This window comes from Pseudomonas sp. MF08817, from assembly GCF_059862705.1.
In genome coordinates, this window is the sequence record NZ_JCBCUY010000014.1 from 35,534 (window position 1) to 55,903 (window position 20,370).

Consider the following 20,370-nt stretch of genomic DNA (forward strand, 5'->3'; position numbering starts at 1 on the left):
GGCCTGCCACGCATTGTTCCAACGGTGAACGCGCAGCCAGTTATGTGGCCTCCGTCTAAGTAAGACAAGGTATAGAAAGAACATGGGCAGCATGCATCCCGTACAGGTGATCGCGGTGACCGGCGGCAAAGGTGGCGTCGGGAAGACTAACGTGTCAGTGAACTTGTCCCTGGCTCTGGCGGAGCTTGGCCGACGCGTCATGCTGCTGGACGCCGACCTGGGTCTGGCGAACGTCGACGTGTTACTGGGGCTGACCCCCAAACACACCCTGGCCGATGTGATCGAGGGGCGCTGTGAGCTGCGCGACGTGCTGCTCCAGGGCCCCGGCGGGATCCGCATCGTGCCGGCAGCCTCGGGCACCCAGAGCATGGTGCACCTGAGCCCGGCCCAGCATGCCGGCCTGATCCAGGCGTTCAGCGACATCGGCGACAACCTCGACGTGCTGGTGATCGACACGGCCGCCGGGATCGGCGAGTCGGTGGTCAGTTTCGTGCGCGCGGCCCAGGAAGTGCTGCTGGTGGTGTGCGACGAACCCACCTCCATCACCGACGCCTACGCCCTTATCAAACTGCTCAACCGCGACTACGGCATGAACCGCTTCCGCGTACTGGCCAACATGGCCCAGAGCCCGCAGGAAGGGCGCAACCTGTTCGCTAAGTTGACCAAGGTCACTGATCGCTTCCTGGACGTCGCCTTACAATACGTCGGTGCGGTTCCCTACGACGAGTGCGTACGCAAGGCTGTGCAAAAGCAGCGTGCAGTCTACGAAGCGTTCCCTCGTTCCAAGTGCGCACTGGCGTTCAAAGCCATCGCCCAGAAGGTCGATACCTGGCCACTGCCCGCTAACCCGCGCGGGCATCTGGAGTTTTTTGTCGAGCGGCTTGTGCATCAAACGGCGGGACCTGTGCTATGACAGCCAGCGGCTACAACCTTTACAAGAAGTCGGCGCGTGACAGCCAATACGAATTGATCGAGCGCTACGCGCCCTTGGTCAAGCGCATTGCTTACCACCTGCTGGCACGCCTGCCCGCCAGCGTCCAGGTCGAAGACCTGATCCAGGCCGGGATGATCGGTTTGCTTGAAGTCTCGACCAAGTACGACGCCAGCAAGGGCGCCAGCTTCGAGACCTACGCGGGGATTCGTATCCGCGGCGCGATGCTCGATGAGGTGCGTAAAGGCGACTGGGCCCCCCGTTCGGTACACCGCAACACCCGGATGGTCAGTGATGCCATTCGCTCAATTGAAGCTAAAACCGGTCGTGACGCTAAAGATCACGAGGTTGCGGCCGAACTCCAATTGAGCCTCGATGATTATTACGGGATTTTGAACGACACCTTGGGCAGTCGCCTGTTCAGCTTCGACGACCTCTTGCAGGACGGCGAGCATGAAGGGCTGCACGAGGATGGCGCGAGTGCTCATCTGGAGCCGTCGCGCGACCTGGAAGACGAGCGCTTCCAGGCTGCGCTGGCGGACGCGATTGCCAATTTGCCGGAGCGTGAGCGACTGGTCTTGGCGCTGTACTACGACGAAGAGCTGAACCTCAAGGAAATCGGTGAGGTCCTGGGGGTCAGCGAGTCGCGGGTCAGCCAGTTACACAGCCAGTGCGCGGCCCGCTTGCGGGGGCGTTTGGGGGAGTGGCGAGCGCGCTGACAGGCAGTGTGGGGGCTCTGCGAACGGGGCCGGTACGGCGTAGCGCCGTACCGGTCTCGGCTCGTTTTGCTCCATGTCGCCGGTGAGTGCCCAGCCTGATTGATGAAATGGCGTGTCCAGGTGCTGGATGCGTTTAAGACTGCTTGGAGGTCGAATTGGACAAGAACATGAAAATCCTCATCGTTGATGACTTCTCAACGATGCGGCGGATCATAAAAAACCTGTTGCGTGACCTTGGGTTCACCAACACGGTCGAGGCAGACGACGGCACTACCGCCATCCCTGTGCTCAACAGCGGCAGCATCGACTTTCTGGTGACGGACTGGAACATGCCTGGCATGACCGGTATCGACTTGCTGCGCCATGTGCGCGCCGACGAAAAACTCAAGCACCTGCCGGTGTTGATGGTCACCGCTGAAGCCAAGCGCGAACAGATCATCGAAGCAGCCCAGGCCGGGGTGAACGGCTATGTAGTCAAACCCTTCACGGCCCAGGCGTTGAAAGAAAAGATTGAAAAAATCTTCGAACGCATCGGTTGATGCGCGAAGCCAGTCCGCCACGGGGGCGCTATGGAGCATAACGAATCATCGCAGGGCGATTTTGAATCGACTCTGAAAAAACATGCCCACGAATTGGTCGAAAGCCTTGAAAAAGGCAAGTTCGGCGACGCGGTGCAACTGATCCATGAGCTCAACCAGACCCGTGACCGCGGCCTGTACCAGGAAGTCGGCAAGCTGACGCGCGAATTGCACAGCGCCATCGTCAACTTCCAGATCGACCCGCACATGCCGCAAGCCGAAGAAGTGTCCCAGATCACGGATGCCACTGAACGCCTGGGTTATGTTGTCAGGCTGACCGAGGCTGCGGCCAATCGCACCATGGACCTGGTGGAAAACAGCACGCCGCTGGTCAACGGCTTGGGCCACGACGCCCAGGCCCTGAGCGCGGACTGGGCACGTTTCATGCGCCGCGAAGTGGGTGCCGAAGAGTTTCGCGATCTGGCGCGCCGGGTCGAGGTTTTTTTGGCCCGCAGCGAGAAAGAAACACGCGTGGTGTCGGGCAACCTCAACGACATTCTGCTGGCCCAGGATTACCAGGACCTCACCGGCCAGGTCATCAAGCGGGTGACACAACTGGTCACGGAAGTCGAAAGCAACTTGCTCAAGCTGGTGCTGATGGCCAGCCAGGTCGACCGGTTTGCGGGCATCGAGCATGACCGCGACGAGATCCTGGCGCAAAAAGATCCACAAAAACACCTGGCGCAGGGTGAAGGTCCGCAGATTCATGCCGATAAACGTGAAGACGTTATGTCCGGTCAGGACGATGTAGACGATTTGCTTTCCAGTCTTGGATTCTAGGAGCACCCACAAAAATGAGCTTCGGCGCCGATGAAGAGATCCTTCAGGATTTCCTGGTTGAGGCCGGCGAGATTCTTGAGTTGCTGTCCGAACAACTGGTCGAGCTGGAAAGCCGACCGGATGATGCGGACTTGCTCAATGCAATTTTTCGCGGTTTTCACACTGTAAAAGGGGGCGCCGGCTTCCTCCAGCTCAATGAGCTGGTGGAGTGCTGTCACATCGCCGAGAACGTGTTCGACATCCTGCGCAAGGGTGAACGGCGCGTCGACTCGGAACTGATGGACGTGGTTCTCGAAGCCCTGGACGCGGTCAACGGCATGTTCAGCCAAGTGCGTGAGCGCTCTGCGATCACCGCTGCTACGCCGGAACTGCTGGCAGCCCTGGCACGCCTGGCGCTGCCAGCCACCGACCAGCCTGCGCCTGCGGCTGAACCGGCCCCGGCTGCGGCCGAGCCCGAGCCTGAAAGCGCCGGCGGCGACATTACCGACAACGAATTCGAGCAACTGCTGGACTCGCTCAATGCGGTCAAGGCCCAGGCCGAAGCGCCGGCGCCCGCCGCCGTGGCGGCGGGTGGCAGCGATGACATTACCGATGCCGAGTTCGAGTCCCTGCTTGACCAACTGCATGGCAAGGGCCAGTTCGCCGTGGACGCCGTGGCGCCCGCCGCCGAACCTGCCGCCGCTGCACCAGCGGCGGCCAGCACCGACATCACCGACGACGAGTTCGAAGCACTGCTCGACCAGTTGCATGGCAAGGGCAACTTTGCCGTCGATGCCCTGGAAAGTGCTATCGCCGACGCCAAACCTGCGCCTGCGGCGACGGCCGCTGCGGTGGGCGGCGATCTGATTTCCGATCACGAATTCGAATCCCTGCTCGACGAGCTGCACGGCAAAGGCAAGTTCAGCGCCGAGACCCCAGCGGTTGCGGCGGCTGTCGCGGCCCCCGTGGCCAAGGCCGCCCCGGCGCCCGCACCTGCAGCAGCAGCGGCGCCAGCCCCAGCCCCGGCGGCCAGGGCTGCAGCCCCCGCGCCGGCCCGTGCCGCCGCTGCCGCGCCGGCGGAAAAACAGGCCAGCGAAGCGGAAACCACGGTGCGCGTCGATACCGCGCGCCTGGACGAAATCATGAACATGGTGGGCGAACTGGTGCTGGTGCGTAACCGCCTGGTGCGCCTGGGCCTGAACAGCGGCGACGAAGCCATGTCCAAGGCCGTTTCCAACCTGGACGTGGTGACCGCCGACCTGCAGACCGCGGTGATGAAAACCCGCATGCAGCCGATCAAGAAGGTCTTCGGGCGCTTCCCGCGCCTGGTTCGTGACCTGGCGCGCCAGCTCAAGAAAGAGATCAGCCTGGAGCTGGTGGGCGAAGAAACCGACCTGGACAAAAACCTCGTCGAAGCCCTGGCCGACCCGCTGGTCCACTTGGTGCGCAACGCGGTCGACCACGGTATCGAGTCGCCCCAGGAGCGCGAAGAGTCGGGCAAGGCACGCCTGGGCCGGGTGATCCTGGCCGCCGAACAGGAAGGCGACCATATCCTGCTGTCGATTTCCGATGACGGCAAAGGCATGGACGCGAACATCCTGCGGGGCATCGCGGTCAAGCGCGGGGTGATGGACAAGGACGCAGCCGATCGCCTGAGCGATACCGAGTGCTACAACCTGATCTTCGCTCCGGGCTTCTCGACCAAGACCGAGATTTCCGACGTGTCGGGCCGTGGCGTGGGCATGGATGTGGTGAAAACCAAGATTTCCCAGCTCAACGGCTCCATCAACATCTACTCGACCAAGGGCCAGGGCTCGAAGATCGTCATCAAGGTGCCGTTGACCCTGGCGATCATGCCGACCCTGATGGTCATGCTGGGCAACCAGGCATTCGCCTTCCCGCTGGTCAACGTCAACGAGATCTTCCACCTGGACCTGTCGCGCACCAACGTGGTCGATGGCCAGGAAGTGGTGATCGTGCGCGACAAGGCGTTGCCGCTGTTCTACCTCAAGCGCTGGTTGGTGGCGTCCGCCGCCCATGAAGAGCAGCGCGAGGGCCACGTGGTGATCCTGTCGGTGGGCACCCAGCGCATCGGCTTTGTGGTCGATCAATTGGTGGGCCAGGAAGAAGTGGTCATCAAGCCTTTGGGCAAGATGCTCCAGGGCACCCCGGGCATGTCCGGCGCCACCATTACTGGTGACGGCCGCATCGCCCTGATTCTCGATGTTCCGAGCATGCTCAAGCGTTACGCCGCACGGCGTATTTGATTCTGGTGGGGCCGGGCGATTGCCTCGCCCCGCCTAACGGAGTGTTTATGGTAGTCAAGGTCCTGGTGGTGGATGATTCGGGTTTCTTCCGCCGCCGCGTCTCGGAAATTCTTTCAGCGGATTCCAATATCCAGGTCGTCGGCACGGCGACCAACGGCAAAGAGGCGATCGATCAGGCGCTGGCCCTCAAGCCAGACGTCATCACCATGGACTACGAGATGCCGATGATGGATGGCATCACCGCAGTGCGGCACATCATGCAGCGCTGCCCTACACCGGTCTTGATGTTTTCCTCGCTGACCCACGAAGGCGCCCGGGTGACCCTGGATGCGCTGGATGCCGGCGCGGTGGACTTCCTGCCCAAAAATTTCGAAGACATCTCGCGCAACCCCGAGAAGGTCAAGCAGATGCTGTGCGAGAAGGTCCATACCATCTCGCGCAGTAACCGCCGTTTTAGCGCTTACAGCGCACCCGCGCCCCAGCCAGTTGCCGCTGCGGCCCCCGCGCCCAGCAGCTACGGCACCAGCGCGCCCGTGCGCAGCGCCCCGGCACCCGTGCCGGCCCGTGTTGCGCCGGCCGCCGCGCCGAGTTCGCCGGCGCCCAAGCGCAAAGCCTACAAGTTGGTGGCCATTGGTACCTCCACCGGCGGGCCGGTTGCCTTGCAGCGGGTGTTGACCCAACTGCCGGGCAACTTTCCGGCGCCCATCGTGCTGATCCAGCACATGCCGGCGGCCTTCACCAAGGCTTTCGCCGAGCGCCTGGACAAGCTGTGCCGCATCAGCGTCAAGGAAGCCGAGGATGGCGACATCCTGCGTCCGGGCCTGGCGCTGCTGGCCCCGGGCGGCAAGCAGATGATGGTCGATGGCCGTGGCACGGTGAAAATCCTGCCGGGTGACGAGCGCTTGAACTACAAGCCGTGCGTGGATATCACCTTTGGTTCGGCGGCCAAGTCCTACGGCGACAAAGTTCTGGCGGTGGTGCTCACCGGCATGGGCGCGGACGGCCGCGAAGGCGCGCGCCTGCTCAAGCAGGGCGGCAGTTCGGTCTGGGCCCAGGACGAGGCCAGTTGTGTGATCTACGGCATGCCGATGGCCATCGTCAAAGCGGACCTGGCTGACGCGGTGTATGGCCTGGACGACATCGGCAGGCATCTGGTCGAGGCGTGTATCTGATGGATGTACTGAGCCTAATCGGGATCATCATGGCGTTTATCGCCATCATCGGTGGCAACTACCTTGAAGGCGGCCACCTGAGTGCGTTGGCCAACGGCCCGGCGGCGCTGATCGTGCTGGGCGGGACCATTGGCGCGGCGTTGCTGCAATCGCCCATGAGCGCGTTCAAGCGCGCCATGCAGATTGTCGGCTGGATCCTCTTTCCGCCGCGGGTTGACCTGGCCGGCGGCATCGACCGTGTCGTCAACTGGAGCCTGACCGCGCGCAAGGAAGGTTTGCTGGGGCTTGAAGGGGTGGCCGACGCCGAACCCGATGACTACTCGCGCAAAGGCCTGCAACTGCTGGTCGACGGCGCCGAGCCGGAGGCCATCCGCAGCATTTTGGAAGTGGATTTCTACACCCAGGAAAGCCGCGACATCGAAGCGGCGCGGTTCTTTGAAAGCATGGGCGGCTACGCGCCGACCATCGGCATCATCGGCGCGGTGATGGGCCTGATCCACGTGATGGGCAACCTGGCCGACCCGACCCAACTGGGCAGCGGTATTGCCGTGGCCTTCGTCGCCACCATCTACGGCGTGGCCAGTGCCAACCTGGTGCTACTGCCGATCGCCAGCAAGCTCAAGTCGATAGCCCTGCGCCAGTCCCGTTACCGGGAAATGCTGCTCGAAGGCATCCTCTCGATTGCCGAGGGCGAGAACCCGCGCTCCATTGAGCTGAAGCTGCAAGGCTTCATGGACTGATGGGGGGAATGCACCGTGAGCCGTCGTCGCCAACCTGAAGAACACGTCAACCACGAACGCTGGCTGGTGTCCTACGCGGACTTCATCACCTTGCTGTTCGCGTTTTTCGTGGTGATGTACTCCATTTCGTCGATCAACGAAGGCAAGTACAAGGTCATTTCCGAAGCGCTGGTGGGGGTGTTCACCGACTCAGACCGTGCCCTGCGGCCGATCCAGATCGGCGACGAACGGGCCAAGACCGTGACTCCGGCCCAGCCCCTGGTCAAAGACAGCGACCAGCTCGACGCCGGCATCGGCCAGGGCAGCAACGACCCGCTCAAGTCCATTGCCGATGACATCAGCGCCGCGTTTGGCGACCTGATTAGTAGCAACCAGATGACGGTGCGCGGCAACGAGTTGTGGGTAGAAATCGAATTGAGTTCCAGCCTGTTGTTCGGCAGCGGCGACGCCATGCCCAGCGATGTGGCGTTCACCATCATCGACAAGGTGGCGGCCATCCTCAAACCCTTCGATAACCCGATCCACGTCGAAGGCTTCACCGATGACCAGCCGATCCACACCGCGCTCTATCCCTCCAACTGGGAACTGTCCTCGGCCCGCTCGTCGAGCATCGTGCGCATGCTCGCCATGCAGGGTGTAAACCCCGGGCGCATGGCGTCGGTGGGCTATGGCGAGTTCCAGCCCGTGGCCAACAACGCCACCGCCGAAGGCCGCGCCCGCAACCGCCGCGCGGTGCTGGTGGTGTCGCGCAACCTGGATGTACGCCGCAGCCTGACCGGCACCGGAACCGCCAAGGCGCAACCGGACGCCGCGCTCAAGCGTGCTGGCACACAAACTGCACCGCCGCCTGTTAAGTCGCCGGGACGCGAGAGCGCCGTCAATTCTCCGTCACCCGCCCTATAAATGCGCTATGTCTCGGTTGAGCCTATTCGACCGGGAGGAACCATCTGAATGAGAGTCTGGGCAGTCGCCAATCAAAAGGGTGGTGTTGGTAAAACCACCAGTTCCATCGCCTTGGCCGGGTTGCTGGCCGAAGCCGGCAAGCGCGTGGTCGTGGTCGATCTCGACCCCCACGGGTCGATGACCAGTTACTTCGGTTACGACCCCGACCAGTTGGAGCACAGTTGCTACGACCTGTTCCTGCACAAAGGCAGTGTGCCCGACGGCTTGCCGGGGCAGTTGCTGCTGTCCACCAGCGACGAGCGCATCTCGCTGTTGCCCTCCAGCACGGCGCTGGCCACCCTTGAGCGCCAATCGCTGGGGCAGAGCGGCCTGGGCCTGGTGATCGCCAAGAGCCTGGCGCAGCTGTGGCAGGATTTCGATTACGCGATCATCGACAGCCCGCCGTTGCTCGGGGTGCTGATGGTCAACGCCCTGGCGGCGAGCCAGCAACTGGTGATCCCGGTGCAAACCGAACACCTGGCGGTCAAGGGCCTGGAGCGCATGGTCAACACCCTGGCGATGATTAACCGCTCGCGCAAACAAGCGTTGCCGTTCAGCATCGTGCCAACCTTGTTCGACCGCCGCACCCAGGCATCCCTGGGTACATTGCGGGTGTTGCGCGACCTGTACCCCGACGATATCTGGCAAGGCTACATCCCGGTGGACACGCGCCTGCGCGACGCTAGCCGGGCCGGGGTCACGCCTTCGCAATTCGATGGCAAAAGCCGTGGCGTGCTGGCCTACCGGGCGCTGCTCAAGCATTTGCTGGCCCAACAACTTGTGGCGCAGGTGGCGTGAGATGAAGCACGCAGCCGTCCATTCAAGCCCCAGCGCTATCCGGCCGATAACCTTTACATCTATCAGTGACAGGCTTGGCCCATGGGCATACACATGAATCGTCCTGTCGAGCTCAAGACCCGCCCGCAACTGGCGCTGCAATCCTACCTGGACGCGTTGCTGCAAGACGCCACCGAGGAAGAACTGACGCCGGCGGCCGTGGTGCTGGAAACCGTCGTCGAGGTCGAGGCCGCTCTGGATGAGTTCCAGGCCGCCGTGCTCGAAGAACAGGCCCGCGACGCCGAAAAGGCCCGCGCGCCAGCCGTTGCGGCGCCGGTGGCCGTGGCCGTACGGGAAGCGCCCGCGCCGGTGTTGGCCTCGGTATCGCCGGTGGCGCCGCTGTTGCAGAACCTGGTGGTGCCGGTGGCCGAAGTGCACCTGCCGCCCAGCCAGACCCCGCCGCCGACGGAAGGCGAGGGGCGCCCGGCGTGGGCCGCCGAGCCGTTCGAGTGCCTGCTGTTTGACGTGGCCGGGCTGACCCTGGCGGTGCCGTTGGTGTGCCTGGGTTCGATCTACTCCCTGGCCGGGCAAGAGCTGACACCGCTGTTCGGCCAGCCGGAATGGTTCCTCGGCATCCTGCCCAGCCAGGCCGGCAATCTGAAGGTGCTGGACACCGCGCGCTGGGTGATGCCTGATCGCTATCGCGACGACTTTCGCCAGGGCCTGCAATACGTGATCTCGGTTCAGGGCTATGAATGGGGGCTGGCGGTGCATCAGGTCAGCCGTTCGCTGCGCTTGAACCCTAATGAAATCAAGTGGCGCACCCACCGTGGCCAACGGCCGTGGCTGGCGGGCACCGTGATCGAACACATGTGCGCGTTGCTCGACGTCGCCGAACTGGCAGAGTTGATCGCCAGCGGCGGGGCCAGGCACATGCAGCTCGTCAAACCGAAATAACCGACAAACAATAGGCCGCGCCCCGGTGCGGCCGCACAGAACACACACTGTTACCAACGGTTTTTTAAGGGGTCAGGGGTATGAATAAGTCGTCGTCTCTACAGAGTTCCGAAGATCCGATCCTGCAATGGGTGACCTTCAAGCTGGACAACGAAACGTACGGCATCAACGTGATGCGCGTGCAAGAAGTGCTGCGTTACACCGAGATCGCCCCGGTGCCGGGCGCGCCCAGCTATGTGCTGGGCATCATCAACCTGCGCGGTAACGTGGTCACGGTAATCGACACCCGCCAGCGCTTTGGCCTGATGAACGCCGAGATCAGCGACAACACGCGCATCGTGATTATCGAAGCCGACAAGCAAGTGGTCGGGATCATGGTCGATAGCGTGGCTGAAGTGGTTTACCTGCGGCAGTCGGAAATCGAGACCGCACCCAATGTCGGTAACGAAGAGTCGGCCAAGTTCATTCAGGGCGTGTGCAACAAGAACAACGAACTGCTGATCCTGGTTGAGCTGGACAAAATGATGAGCGAAGAAGAATGGTCGGAACTGGAGAACATCTGATTGATTCTTGAGGTGGCTGTGATTGTCCTGTTCCTCTTTTGGGCAGGCACGCTGGCGATGTTTGTGGCGTACATCCGCAGCCAGCGTGGCATCGCCGCGCAACAGGCCCAGGGCGATGCGCTGCGCGACCAGCGCATCAAGGAGTTGGCCAAGCGTGTCGACGACTATCAGAACGGTAGTGTGCGCATGGGCGAGGCACTGCACGAGTTGCGGGCGGTAGTGGCACCGCTGCCCGACAAGCTGACCCAACTGGAGCAGCGCGACCCGTCCAGCCTGTCTTTTGCCCAGGCCGCGCGCCTGGTGGGCATGGGCGCCAGCGTCGATGAACTCACCCAGTCCTGCGGTTTGACCCAGGCCGAGGCCGAGCTGATGAGCAAATTGCACAAAAGCTGATGCCTGCTGTAGCAAGCGTCAGTAATCCTCACCTCGGGCCGTCACGTCCCGCTCCACGGGCGGGGCGTCGGGGTCGTAGCCGGCCGGGAACTTGCCTTTGAGGGTCCAGGCGAAGGCGATGATCTCGGCGATGGTGCGGTACAGCTCCTCCGGGATGCTGTCGCCTAACTCCATGCGGGCGAGCAATTTCACCAATTCGGCGTTTTCATAGATCGGCACGTTGCAGTCTTGGGCGAGCTTGATGATGGCTTCGGCCAAGGCGTCGTCGCCCTTGGCGGTCAGGGTCGGGGCTTGCTGGCCGTCGTACTTGAGGGCGATGGCCTGGCGCGGTTCAGTGGAATGGCTCATGCGGTTTCGTCGACCCAGCGTTGTTCGAGACGGGTTTGCGCGCCTTGGGGCGGCACACCGAGGTGGCAATCCAGATCGCCGACGTTAAGCCCCGATGCCAGCAGTTTCTCCCGCAAACCGCCCAAGTGGCTTTCAATCAGCTGCGCTGTGTAGGGCCGCTCGGCCCACAACTGGCTGGACAAACGGCCCTGGCTCAACTGCGCCTGCACTTGCAGCGGGCCTAGAGGCTCCATGTCGAAAGCCAGGTCCACCCGCCACAACAGTTGCTTGGGCTCGGCTTCGCGGCGGTGCTCGTCGGGGGCTTTTTCCGGGGTGTCTTCGCGCTGGAACTTGACCTGTAGCGGCACGATGTCTTGCAAGGTGCGCATGGGGATTTCCAGTTGCCAGGTGCTGAGCACGGTGCCGTCGGGAAGGGTGCGGCTCTGTTCCAGGCTGGCCAGTTGATGGCTTTGCAGGCGCGAGACGGCGGCGGCGGCCAGGCGCAGCAGTTGTTCCAGGTCTTCCTCGCCTTCACCGCCACCGAGCAGCCGCGACGGCAGCGGGAAGCCGCTGGGCTGGGGCTTGGCGCTGACCTGGCCGAGGGTGCCTAGGGCCCCGCGGATCATGCTCGGCAAGGCCTGGGCCAGGGTGTTGCCAGCAATGATCGCGTTGAAATTGGTGCTGGCCGGCAGTTGCGGCAGGGCCTGGCCGATCAGGCGCAGCAGGTTGGCCTTGAGGTCGGGGGCCAGGCCCGGGGTTTGCCCGCCCAGCAGCTTGGCTTCCAGGAACACGCCGCTGTTGGCCAGGGCCAGGGCCAGGCCTTTGGGGCTGCTCAGTTGCTGGATGTCGGGCAGGCCGGCCAGCAGGGTTTGCGCGGCGCTGCGCAGTTCGGCCGAAGCGGTGCCGGTGGCGGGCAGGTTCTTCAGTGTCGTGAGCACACCTTCAAGGGACGCCTGGCGGCTGAATTGGGTTTGCAACTGCTGGGCCACGGCCATTTGTTCCTGGCGCCCGGCGGTGGGCACGAAGCTCAGCGTCTGGCTGCCCTGGACCAGTGCGCTGAGCAAGCTGCCGATGCGTAGCGGCTGCGGGCTGTCGATGCTCAGGGTGCTGCCGCTCAGGGCACTGTTGAGCAGGCTGACCATGGAGCGGAACACCGCCGGTTGCCCCGCTGCCTGGGGCAGTGCTTGGGTGGTCAGCACCTTGCCTTGTAGCAGGGTGCCCACCGGCAGTTGGGCGGTGTCGAGGCGGGTGAGGGTGGCAACGTTGGCCGCTTGCGCCTGTTGCACAGTGATGGCCAGGTTGCCCGCCGACGGCTGGCTTACCGCCAGGCTGGTGCCTTGGGGTAACGGCTGGGTGCTGGTGGCTTGCACGGTGGTTTGGCGGCCGCCGTCGAGGGTGACCTTGAGCAGCAACTGGAAGTTCTGGTCGGTCGGCTTGAGGGACAGCACCTCGGCCTTGGCGGTCTGCCCGGGGGCAATCAGCCCTTCGAGCGGCTGCAACAGCTTGAGCAATTCGCCACTTATCAGCGCCGGCCGGGGGGTGGCCGGGGCGGGTACGGGCAGCGGGAGGATGTTCATGTCGCCTGTCATCGGGTCGCAACCTGTGGAAATAGCCCTCTTTAGTGTAGGGCGCTGCATGTATAATGCCGGCCGTCTTGGAGGGCATGGCGAAAACATCGCAAAACTTTGACGCAGCTCTCTAGAACAGCCCGCCGTTGCATTTATCCTGTAGCACTTTAACGGCCGCTCCCCTGCCGACTTGAACCGTAAAGGCCCGTGATCTCTTGACCAGCCCTTTCCTTGAAGCCGTAGCGCTCGCCTGTGAGCGCGACTTGCGGATGTTGTTCGAACAGCTCGAACTGCGTCTGGCCAGCGGCGATATGTTGCAGATCAGCGGCCCCAACGGCAGCGGCAAGACCAGCCTGCTGCGCCTGCTGGCCGGGTTGATGCAGCCCACCGCCGGGCAGGTCCTGCTCAACGGCCAGCCCCTCAATGCCCAGCGCACGGAACTGGCGCAGAACCTGTTGTGGATCGGCCACGCCGCCGGCATCAAGGACTTGCTCAGCGCCGAAGAAAACCTCAGTTGGCTCTGTGCCCTGCACCAACCGGTGGGCCGCGAGGCGATCTGGCAGGCGTTGGCGGCGGTGGGCCTGCGTGGGTTCGAGGATGTGCCGTGCCACACCCTGTCCGCCGGGCAGAAGCGCCGCGTGGCCTTGGCGCGCCTGTACCTGGACGGCCCGCCGCTGTGGATTCTCGATGAACCCTTCACCGCCCTCGACAAGCAAGGCGTGGCCCAGCTCGAAGAACACCTGGCCCGCCATTGCGAGCAGGGTGGCATGGTTATCCTCACCACCCACCACACGCTCAGCCGCATGCCCCGGGGTTACCGCGACCTCGACCTGGGCGTTTACCTGGGAGGTCGGCCATGAGTGTCTTTGGCCTGTTGTTGGCCCGTGAAGCGCAGTTGCTGTTCCGTCGCCCGGCGGACCTGGCCAACCCCCTGGTGTTTTTCGCCATTGTGGTGGCGCTGTTCCCATTGGCGGTCGGCCCCGAGACTCAATTGTTGCAAACCTTGTCTCCGGGGCTGGTCTGGGTAGCGGCCCTTTTGTCCGTCCTGCTCTCGCTGGACGGGCTTTTTCGCAGTGATTTCGAGGATGGTTCCCTTGAACAGTGGGTCCTTTCGTCGCACCCCCTACCTCTTCTGGTTTTAGCCAAGGTACTGGCACACTGGGCGTTTTCCGGGTTGGCACTGGTTTTGCTCGCGCCCTTGCTGGCCTTGATGCTCGGTTTACCGACCGCGTGCCTGCCGGTCCTGTTGTTGTCGTTGCTGCTGGGCACCCCGGTGCTCAGCCTGCTCGGCGCGGTGGGGGCGGCGCTGACGGTGGGTTTGAAGCGCGGTGGCTTGCTGCTGGCGCTGTTGATCCTGCCGTTGTACATCCCGGTGTTGATCCTGGGCAGCGGCGCCTTGCAGGCGGCGTTGCAAGGCATGCCGGCCACGGGTTACCTGCTGTGGCTTGGCAGCCTGACCGCCCTGGCGGTAACCCTGACACCCTTTGCAATAGCCGCTGGCCTGAAGATCAGTGTCGGCGAATAATGAGGTCTGGTCAGTTTTTGACCAGTAAAGACCCTGGCTCCTCGCTCTGACGAAGAGCACCCGTGATGGAAACAGTAATGAACTGGACTTGGTTTCATAAGCTCGGCTCGCCCAAGTGGTTTTATGGCATCAGCGGCAAAATGCTGCCTTGGCTGAGCGTGGCCGCGGTGCTGCTGATTGGCGCTGGTGCGGTCTGGGGCCTGGCGTTCGCGCCCCAGGACTACCAGCAGGGCAACAGCTTTCGCATCATCTACATCCATGTGCCCGCCGCCTTGCTGGCCCAGTCCTGCTACGTGATGCTCGCCGTATGCGGCATTGTCGGCCTGGTATGGAAGATGAAGCTGGCGGACGTGGCCCTGCAAAGTGCCGCGCCCATCGGCGCGTGGATGACCGCCGTGGCGCTGGTCACCGGCGCCATCTGGGGCAAGCCGACCTGGGGCTCGTGGTGGGTCTGGGATGCGCGACTAACGTCCATGCTGATTCTGCTGTTTCTGTACTTCGGTCTGATTGCCCTGGGCAACGCCATCAGCAATCGTGACAGCGCGGCCAAGGCCTGCGCGGTGCTGGCGATTGTCGGGGTTATCAACATCCCGATCATCAAGTACTCGGTGGAGTGGTGGAACACCCTGCACCAGGGCGCCACCTTCAGCCTCACCGAAAAACCGGCCATGCCCGTGGAAATGTGGGCGCCGCTGCTGTTGACCGTGCTGGGTTTCTATTGCTTCTTCGGGGCCGTGCTGTTGCTGCGCATGCGCCTGGAAGTGCTCAAGCGCGAAGCCCGCGCCAGTTGGGTCAAGGCCCATGTGCTCGATACCCTGGGGGGCGCGCGATGAACTTTGCATCCTTCGCTGATTTTCTCGCCATGGGCCATCACGGCCTGTATGTCTGGTCGGCCTACGGCATCTGTTTTGCCGTGCTGGCTCTCAACGTCGCGGCGCCGATCCTGGCCCGCAAGCGTTATCTGCAACAAGAGGCGCGTCGTCTGCGCCGGGAGAACGGTAAGTGAATCCGCTGCGTAAAAAGCGTCTGTTGATAATCCTCGCAATCCTGGTGGGCGTTGGCGCTGCCGTCGGCCTGGCCTTGAGCGCCCTGCAACAGAACATCAACCTGTTCTACACCCCGACCCAGATCGCCAATGGCGAAGCGCCGCAGGACACCCGCATCCGCGCCGGCGGCATGGTGCAGGAAGGTTCGCTGCAACGCTCCGGCGACTCGCTGGACGTGCGCTTTGTCGTCACCGACTTCAATAAATCCGTGACCATCACCTACCGCGGCATCCTCCCCGACCTGTTCCGCGAAGGCCAGGGCATCGTCGCCCTGGGCAAGCTCAACGCCCAAGGCGTGGTGGTGGCCGACGAAGTGCTGGCCAAGCACGACGAGAAGTACATGCCCCCGGAAGTCACCAAGGCCCTCAACGACAGCGGCCAGTCGGCACCGGCTCCCGCGAAGAAGGAGGGTTAACCCATGACCCCGTCACTCTACATCCCTGAGCTGGGCCATTTGGCGATGATCCTGGCCCTGTGTTTTTCCATCGTCCAGGCCATCGTGCCGCTGCTCGGCGCCTGGCGCGGCGACCGCATGTGGATGGGCCTGGCCCAACCGGCGGCGTGGGGCCAGTTCGCGTTCCTGGCGTTCTCGTTTGGCTGCCTGACCTATGCCTTCATGGCCGACGACTTTTCCGTCGCGTATGTCGCCAGTAACTCCAACACCGCATTGCCCTGGTACTACAAGTTCAGCGCCGTGTGGGGCGCCCACGAAGGCTCGCTGCTGCTGTGGGCGTTGATCCTCGGCGGCTGGACTTTCGCGGTTTCGGTGTTCTCCCGGCAGTTGCCGCAGGTGATGCTGGCTCGGGTGCTGGCAGTGATGGGGATGATTAGCACCGGGTTCCTCAGCTTCCTGATCCTCACCTCCAACCCCTTTGCGCGCATCCTGCCGCAGATCCCCGCCAACGGCCGCGATCTCAACCCACTGTTGCAGGACATCGGCCTGATCGTTCACCCGCCGATGCTGTACATGGGCTACGTGGGCTTTTCCGTGGCCTTCGCCTTCGCCATCGCCGCCTTGCTCGGTGGGCGCCTGGACGCGGCGTGGGCCCGTTGGTCGCGGCCGTGGACGATCGTGGCCTGGGCTTTCCTCGGCGTCGGCATCACCCTGGGTTCGTGGTGGGCCTACTACGAACTCGGCTGGGGCGGCTGGTGGTTCTGGGACCCGGTGGAAAACGCCTCCTTCATGCCATGGCTGGTGGGCACGGCGCTGATCCATTCTCTGGCCGTCACCGAAAAACGTGGTGTGTTCAAGAGCTGGACCGTGTTGCTGGCCATCGCCGCGTTCTCCCTGAGCCTGCTGGGTACCTTCCTGGTGCGCTCCGGCGTGCTGACCTCGGTGCATGCCTTTGCCTCCGACCCGGAGCGGGGCGTGTTCATCCTGATGTTCCTGCTGTTTGTGGTCGGCGGTTCGCTGACCCTGTTCGCCCTGCGCGCGCCCGTGGTCAAGAGCCACGTGGGCTTCAACCTGTGGTCCCGCGAGACGCTGTTGCTGGGCAATAACCTGGTGCTCGTGGTGGCGGCTTCGATGATCCTGCTGGGCACCCTGTACCCGCTGGTGCTCGATGCTTTGACCGGGGCCAAGATGTCCGTCGGCCCGCCGTACTTCAACGCGCTGTTCATCCCGCTGATGGCCCTGCTGATGGTGGTCATGGCCGTGGGTGTGCTGGTGCGTTGGAAAGACACTCCGCTCAAGTGGTTGCTGCGCATGCTCGCCCCGGTGCTGCTGGGCAGCGCCGCGCTGGCGGTGGTGGCGGGCGTGGCTTATGGCGACTTCAACTGGGCCGTGCTGGCCACCTTCATGCTCGCCGCCTGGGTGCTGCTGGCCGGGGTGCGCGATATTGTCGACAAGACCCGCCACAAAGGCCTTATTAAAGGCCTGCCGAGCCTGACCCGCAGCTACTGGGGCATGCAGATCGCCCACATCGGCATCGCCGTGTGCGCCCTGGGCGTGGTGTTGTCGAGCCAGAACAGCGCCGAGCGCGACCTGCGCCTGGAGCCGGGCGAGTCCATGGACCTGGCCGGTTATCACTTCATTTTCGACGGCGCCAAGCACTACGAAGGGCCGAACTTCACCTCCGACAAAGGCACCGTACGCGTGGTGCGCAACGGTAAGGAAATTGCCGTGCTGCACCCGGAAAAACGCCTGTACACCGTGCAGAACTCGGTCATGACCGAGGCCGGCATCGACGCAGGCTTCACCCGCGACATCTACGTCGCCCTCGGTGAACCCCTGGGCGAGGGCGCTTGGGCCGTGCGGGTCCACGTCAAACCATTCGTGCGCTGGATCTGGTTCGGTGGCCTGCTCACCGGCCTGGGCGGTGTATTGGCGGCGCTGGACCGGCGTTATCGGGTCAAGGTCAAAAGCCAGGTGCGCGAAGCCCTGGGCATGACGGGAGCGGCGGCATGAGACGTTGGATGATGGTGCTGCCCCTGGCAGTGTTCCTGGTGGTGGCAGTGTTCCTCTACCGCGGCCTGTACTTGAACCCGGCCGAGCTGCCCTCGGCCATGATCGGCAAGCCGTTCCCGGCGTTCAACCTGCCCAACGTGCAGGGTGACCGCCAATTGACCGAGGCCGACCTCAAGGGCAAGCCGGCGCTGGTCAACGTCTGGGCGACCTGGTGCATTTCCTGCCGGGTCGAGCACCCGGTGCTGAACAAACTGGCCGAACAGGGCGTGGTGATCTACGGCGTCAACTACAAGGACGTCAACGCCGACGCCTTGAAGTGGCTCAAGGAATTCCACAACCCCTACCAACTGGACATCCGCGACGAAGACGGCAACCTGGGCCTGAACCTGGGCGTCTACGGCGCACCGGAAACCTTCTTCATCGACGCCAAGGGCATCATCCGCGACAAGTTCGTGGGGGTGATCGACGAAGTGATCTGGCGTGAGCAACTGGCCGCCAAGTACCAGGCCCTGGTCGATGAGGCCAAGCCATGAAGTCGTGGTTAACCGCCGCCGTGCTGGCCCTGGGCATCGCCAGCGTCGCCCATGCCGCCATCGACACCTACGAGTTCGCCAACGACGGCGAGCGTGAGCGCTTCCACCAGTTGACCAAGGAGTTGCGTTGCCCCAAGTGTCAGAACCAGGACATCGCCGACTCCAACGCGCCGATTGCCGCCGACCTGCGCAAAGAAATTTTCCGCATGCTCGGCGAGGGCAAGGACAACCAGCAGATCATCGACTTCATGGTCGATCGCTACGGTGATTTCGTGCGCTATCGCCCGCCGTTGACCGGCAAGACCGCGCTGCTCTGGTTCGGCCCCGCCGCGTTGCTGCTGGGCGGGCTGGTGATTATCGGCGTGATCGTGCGCCGCCGCCGCCGCGGCGCGGGCCCCGGTGCCCCCGAAACCCTTTCCCCTGATGAGCGCAAGCGCCTCGACCACCTCTTGGATAAAACCACGAATGATTGATTTCTGGCTGGCTGCGGGTCTGCTCCTACTGGTAGCCCTGAGTTTTCTGCTGATCCCGGTTCTACGCGGCCGTCGTGCCCAACGTGAAGAGGATCGTACCGCGCTGAACGTGGCGCTTTACCAAGAGCGCGTGGCTGAACTGCACAGCCAACAAGAGGAAGGCGTGCTCGACGTCGCGCAAATGGCCAGCGGCCGCGCCGAAGCGGCCCGTGAGTTGCTGGCCGACACCGAGGGCGCCGACACGGCGCGGGTGTCGCGCCTGGGCAAGACCGCGCCGCTGATCGCCGCCATCCTCGTGCCCGTGCTGGGCCTGGGCCTCTATCTGCATTTCGGTGCCGCCGACAAGGTCGAATTGACCCGCGAGTTCGCCCAGGCGCCGCAGTCCATGGAAGACATGACCCAGCGCCTGGAGCGTGCCGTGGCGGCGCAACCGGATTCGGCCGAAGGCCTGTACTTCCTCGGCCGTACCTACATGGCCCAGGACCGTCCCGCCGACGCGGCGAAGATCTTCGAGCGCACCGTGGCCGTGGCCGGTCGCCAACCGGAACTGCTCGGGCAGTGGGCGCAGGCGCAGTATTTTGCCGACAACAAGAAATGGTCGGACAAGGTGCAAGCCCTGACCGACGAAGCCCTGAAGGCCGACCCTAAGGAAGTCACCAGCCTGGGCCTGTTGGGTATCGCCGCGTTTGAAGCCGAACGCTATCAGGACGCCATCGACTACTGGACGCGCCTGCAAGCCCAACTGCCGGCCGAAGACGCTTCGCGCGCGGCATTGCAGGGCGGTATCGAGCGTGCCACTGAGAAGTTGCAGGCCAACGGCGGCACGGTTGCCAAGGCGCCTGCGGCAGCGGTAGGCGGGGCGTTGCTCAAGGTCCGCGTCGACCTGGCGCCGGCACTCAAGGCCAAGGTGCAACCGGGCGACAGCGTGTTCATCTTCGCCCGTGCCGCTTCCGGCCCTCCGGCGCCCCTGGCGGCCAAACGGGTGACCGTGGCCGACCTGCCGGTTACCGTCGAACTGGGCGACGCGGACGCCATGATGCCGCAATTGAAACTGTCGAACTTCCCTGAAGTCCAACTGGTTGCGCGCGTCTCCCGCGCCGGCCAACCGACTGCCGGCGAATGGATCGGTCGCAGCAAGCCCCTGGCCAGCAGCACCACCGCGCCGCAACACCTGACTATCGACAGCCCGGACCAATAACAGAGAAGCCGCCCATGACCGCCATCGCTCGCCTCACCCTGCTCAGTCTGGTTCTAGGGTTAAGCGCATGTGCGGTCCAGCGGCCCACGCCGGGCCCCTTGCCGCCGATCCCACCCGCCGGCCCCACGACCCAACCGGTGCCCCCGGCCAAAGTCCCCGGCAAACCCGTGACCCCCATCCCGCCTGCCAAACCCGTGCCGCGCACCTCCGCCAGCTTCGCCCCGCCACCGGGCGGCAACAGCCACTGGGACGCCAAACTCGGCGTCTATGCCCTCGACAACCAACCCGGCACCTACTACCGCCAGCGCACCTACTACCGCTGGAACAACGGCTGGAGCCGCGCCATCAGCCCCAACGGCCCATGGGAAGAAACCGACGTCCACGGCGTGCCCTCGGGGTTGGGGCGGTTGCATCCGCAGTAAGTTCAAAACCCCTGTAGCAAGCGGGCTCGCCCGCGCTGGGATGCGTAGCCGCCCCCAAAGCCGTCGTCCGTAT

The 20,370-nt window shown here is 63.7% G+C and carries 24 protein-coding genes; 22 read left to right on the plus strand and 2 right to left on the minus strand.

What is annotated here, in order from left to right; translation table 11 throughout:
* Positions 1 to 82: 82 nt before the first annotated feature.
* The 12 genes from fleN to AC19YR_RS10715 all read left to right on the plus strand — a co-directional run bounded on the left by fleN (position 83) and on the right by AC19YR_RS10715 (position 10,798).
* Complete coding sequence (fleN, locus tag AC19YR_RS10660) at positions 83 to 913, plus strand: flagellar synthesis regulator FleN (RefSeq protein WP_095110674.1); 831 nt, start codon at positions 83 to 85, stop codon at positions 911 to 913.
* Positions 910 to 1,650, plus strand: a complete 741-nt coding sequence (fliA, locus tag AC19YR_RS10665) for an RNA polymerase sigma factor FliA (RefSeq protein ID WP_085716996.1) — start codon at positions 910 to 912, stop codon at positions 1,648 to 1,650. The genes fleN and fliA overlap by 4 nt, the downstream gene beginning before the upstream one ends.
* Positions 1,651 to 1,817: 167 nt before the next feature.
* Positions 1,818 to 2,189 (plus strand): chemotaxis response regulator CheY, encoded by a 372-nt coding sequence (locus AC19YR_RS10670; RefSeq protein WP_003183998.1) that lies wholly within the window; start codon positions 1,818 to 1,820, stop codon positions 2,187 to 2,189.
* Positions 2,190 to 2,219: 30 nt separating this feature from the next.
* Positions 2,220 to 3,008: a protein phosphatase CheZ gene (locus tag AC19YR_RS10675; RefSeq protein ID WP_095110673.1), complete on the plus strand. Its 789-nt coding sequence runs from the start codon at positions 2,220 to 2,222 to the stop codon at positions 3,006 to 3,008.
* A gap of 14 nt (positions 3,009 to 3,022) precedes the next feature.
* Positions 3,023 to 5,254, plus strand: coding sequence for a chemotaxis protein CheA (locus AC19YR_RS10680; RefSeq protein ID WP_500598365.1), 2,232 nt, complete (start codon positions 3,023 to 3,025; stop codon positions 5,252 to 5,254).
* Positions 5,255 to 5,301: 47 nt separating this feature from the next.
* The gene (locus AC19YR_RS10685; RefSeq protein WP_500598367.1) at positions 5,302 to 6,426 is read left to right on the plus strand and encodes a protein-glutamate methylesterase/protein-glutamine glutaminase; all 1,125 of its coding nucleotides are present in this window, start codon (positions 5,302 to 5,304) and stop codon (positions 6,424 to 6,426) included.
* Complete coding sequence (locus AC19YR_RS10690; RefSeq protein ID WP_095110670.1) at positions 6,426 to 7,166, plus strand: flagellar motor protein; 741 nt, start codon at positions 6,426 to 6,428, stop codon at positions 7,164 to 7,166. Before AC19YR_RS10685 ends, AC19YR_RS10690 begins: the two co-directional genes overlap by 1 nt.
* A gap of 15 nt (positions 7,167 to 7,181) precedes the next feature.
* Positions 7,182 to 8,069, plus strand: a complete 888-nt coding sequence (gene motD / locus AC19YR_RS10695; protein WP_500598369.1) for a flagellar motor protein MotD — start codon at positions 7,182 to 7,184, stop codon at positions 8,067 to 8,069.
* Between the two features lie 48 nt (positions 8,070 to 8,117).
* Complete coding sequence (locus AC19YR_RS10700) at positions 8,118 to 8,906, plus strand: ParA family protein (protein ID WP_500598371.1); 789 nt, start codon at positions 8,118 to 8,120, stop codon at positions 8,904 to 8,906.
* A 93-nt stretch (positions 8,907 to 8,999) separates the two neighbouring features.
* Complete coding sequence (locus tag AC19YR_RS10705) at positions 9,000 to 9,842, plus strand: CheW domain-containing protein (protein WP_500598373.1); 843 nt, start codon at positions 9,000 to 9,002, stop codon at positions 9,840 to 9,842.
* An 80-nt stretch (positions 9,843 to 9,922) separates the two neighbouring features.
* Positions 9,923 to 10,405: a chemotaxis protein CheW gene (locus AC19YR_RS10710; RefSeq protein WP_095110666.1), complete on the plus strand. Its 483-nt coding sequence runs from the start codon at positions 9,923 to 9,925 to the stop codon at positions 10,403 to 10,405.
* Positions 10,406 to 10,798: a DUF2802 domain-containing protein gene (locus AC19YR_RS10715; RefSeq protein ID WP_095110665.1), complete on the plus strand. Its 393-nt coding sequence runs from the start codon at positions 10,406 to 10,408 to the stop codon at positions 10,796 to 10,798.
* A gap of 18 nt (positions 10,799 to 10,816) precedes the next feature.
* On the opposite strand, the gene AC19YR_RS10720 is transcribed toward AC19YR_RS10715, so the two are convergent.
* Positions 10,817 to 11,146: an EscU/YscU/HrcU family type III secretion system export apparatus switch protein gene (locus tag AC19YR_RS10720; RefSeq protein WP_500598376.1), complete on the minus strand. Its 330-nt coding sequence runs from the start codon at positions 11,144 to 11,146 to the stop codon at positions 10,817 to 10,819.
* On the minus strand, positions 11,143 to 12,714 hold the full coding sequence (gene fliK, locus AC19YR_RS10725; protein WP_500598378.1) for a flagellar hook-length control protein FliK: 1,572 nt from the start codon (positions 12,712 to 12,714) through the stop codon (positions 11,143 to 11,145). The genes AC19YR_RS10720 and fliK overlap by 4 nt, the downstream gene beginning before the upstream one ends.
* A 194-nt stretch (positions 12,715 to 12,908) precedes the next feature.
* Between fliK and ccmA the strand changes: the two genes are divergently transcribed.
* The 10 genes from ccmA (at position 12,909) to AC19YR_RS10775 (ending at position 20,297) form a co-directional block, all read left to right on the plus strand.
* Positions 12,909 to 13,553 carry a cytochrome c biogenesis heme-transporting ATPase CcmA gene (gene ccmA, locus AC19YR_RS10730; protein ID WP_500598380.1) on the plus strand — a complete coding sequence of 215 codons (645 nt, stop codon included), beginning with the start codon at positions 12,909 to 12,911 and terminating at the stop codon, positions 13,551 to 13,553.
* Entirely contained in the window at positions 13,550 to 14,218 is a 669-nt protein-coding gene (ccmB, locus tag AC19YR_RS10735; RefSeq protein WP_095110661.1) for a heme exporter protein CcmB, read from the plus strand. Before ccmA ends, ccmB begins: the two co-directional genes overlap by 4 nt.
* A 77-nt stretch (positions 14,219 to 14,295) precedes the next feature.
* Complete coding sequence (locus AC19YR_RS10740) at positions 14,296 to 15,051, plus strand: heme ABC transporter permease (protein WP_095110660.1); 756 nt, start codon at positions 14,296 to 14,298, stop codon at positions 15,049 to 15,051.
* A complete protein-coding gene (gene ccmD, locus AC19YR_RS10745) occupies positions 15,048 to 15,224 on the plus strand; it encodes a heme exporter protein CcmD (protein WP_095110659.1) in 177 nt (58 codons plus the stop codon). Before AC19YR_RS10740 ends, ccmD begins: the two co-directional genes overlap by 4 nt.
* Entirely contained in the window at positions 15,221 to 15,679 is a 459-nt protein-coding gene (gene ccmE / locus AC19YR_RS10750) for a cytochrome c maturation protein CcmE (protein ID WP_095110658.1), read from the plus strand. The genes ccmD and ccmE overlap by 4 nt, the downstream gene beginning before the upstream one ends.
* A gap of 3 nt (positions 15,680 to 15,682) precedes the next feature.
* Positions 15,683 to 17,671, plus strand: a complete 1,989-nt coding sequence (locus AC19YR_RS10755; RefSeq protein ID WP_095110657.1) for a heme lyase CcmF/NrfE family subunit — start codon at positions 15,683 to 15,685, stop codon at positions 17,669 to 17,671.
* The gene (locus tag AC19YR_RS10760; protein ID WP_095110656.1) at positions 17,668 to 18,204 is read left to right on the plus strand and encodes a DsbE family thiol:disulfide interchange protein; all 537 of its coding nucleotides are present in this window, start codon (positions 17,668 to 17,670) and stop codon (positions 18,202 to 18,204) included. Before AC19YR_RS10755 ends, AC19YR_RS10760 begins: the two co-directional genes overlap by 4 nt.
* Positions 18,201 to 18,677 (plus strand): cytochrome c-type biogenesis protein, encoded by a 477-nt coding sequence (locus AC19YR_RS10765; RefSeq protein ID WP_500598384.1) that lies wholly within the window; start codon positions 18,201 to 18,203, stop codon positions 18,675 to 18,677. The genes AC19YR_RS10760 and AC19YR_RS10765 overlap by 4 nt, the downstream gene beginning before the upstream one ends.
* Positions 18,670 to 19,875: a c-type cytochrome biogenesis protein CcmI gene (gene ccmI, locus AC19YR_RS10770; RefSeq protein ID WP_095110654.1), complete on the plus strand. Its 1,206-nt coding sequence runs from the start codon at positions 18,670 to 18,672 to the stop codon at positions 19,873 to 19,875. The genes AC19YR_RS10765 and ccmI overlap by 8 nt, the downstream gene beginning before the upstream one ends.
* 14 nt (positions 19,876 to 19,889) lie before the next feature.
* A complete protein-coding gene (locus AC19YR_RS10775) occupies positions 19,890 to 20,297 on the plus strand; it encodes a hypothetical protein (protein WP_095110653.1) in 408 nt (135 codons plus the stop codon).
* The last annotated feature ends 73 nt before the right edge of the window (positions 20,298 to 20,370 follow it).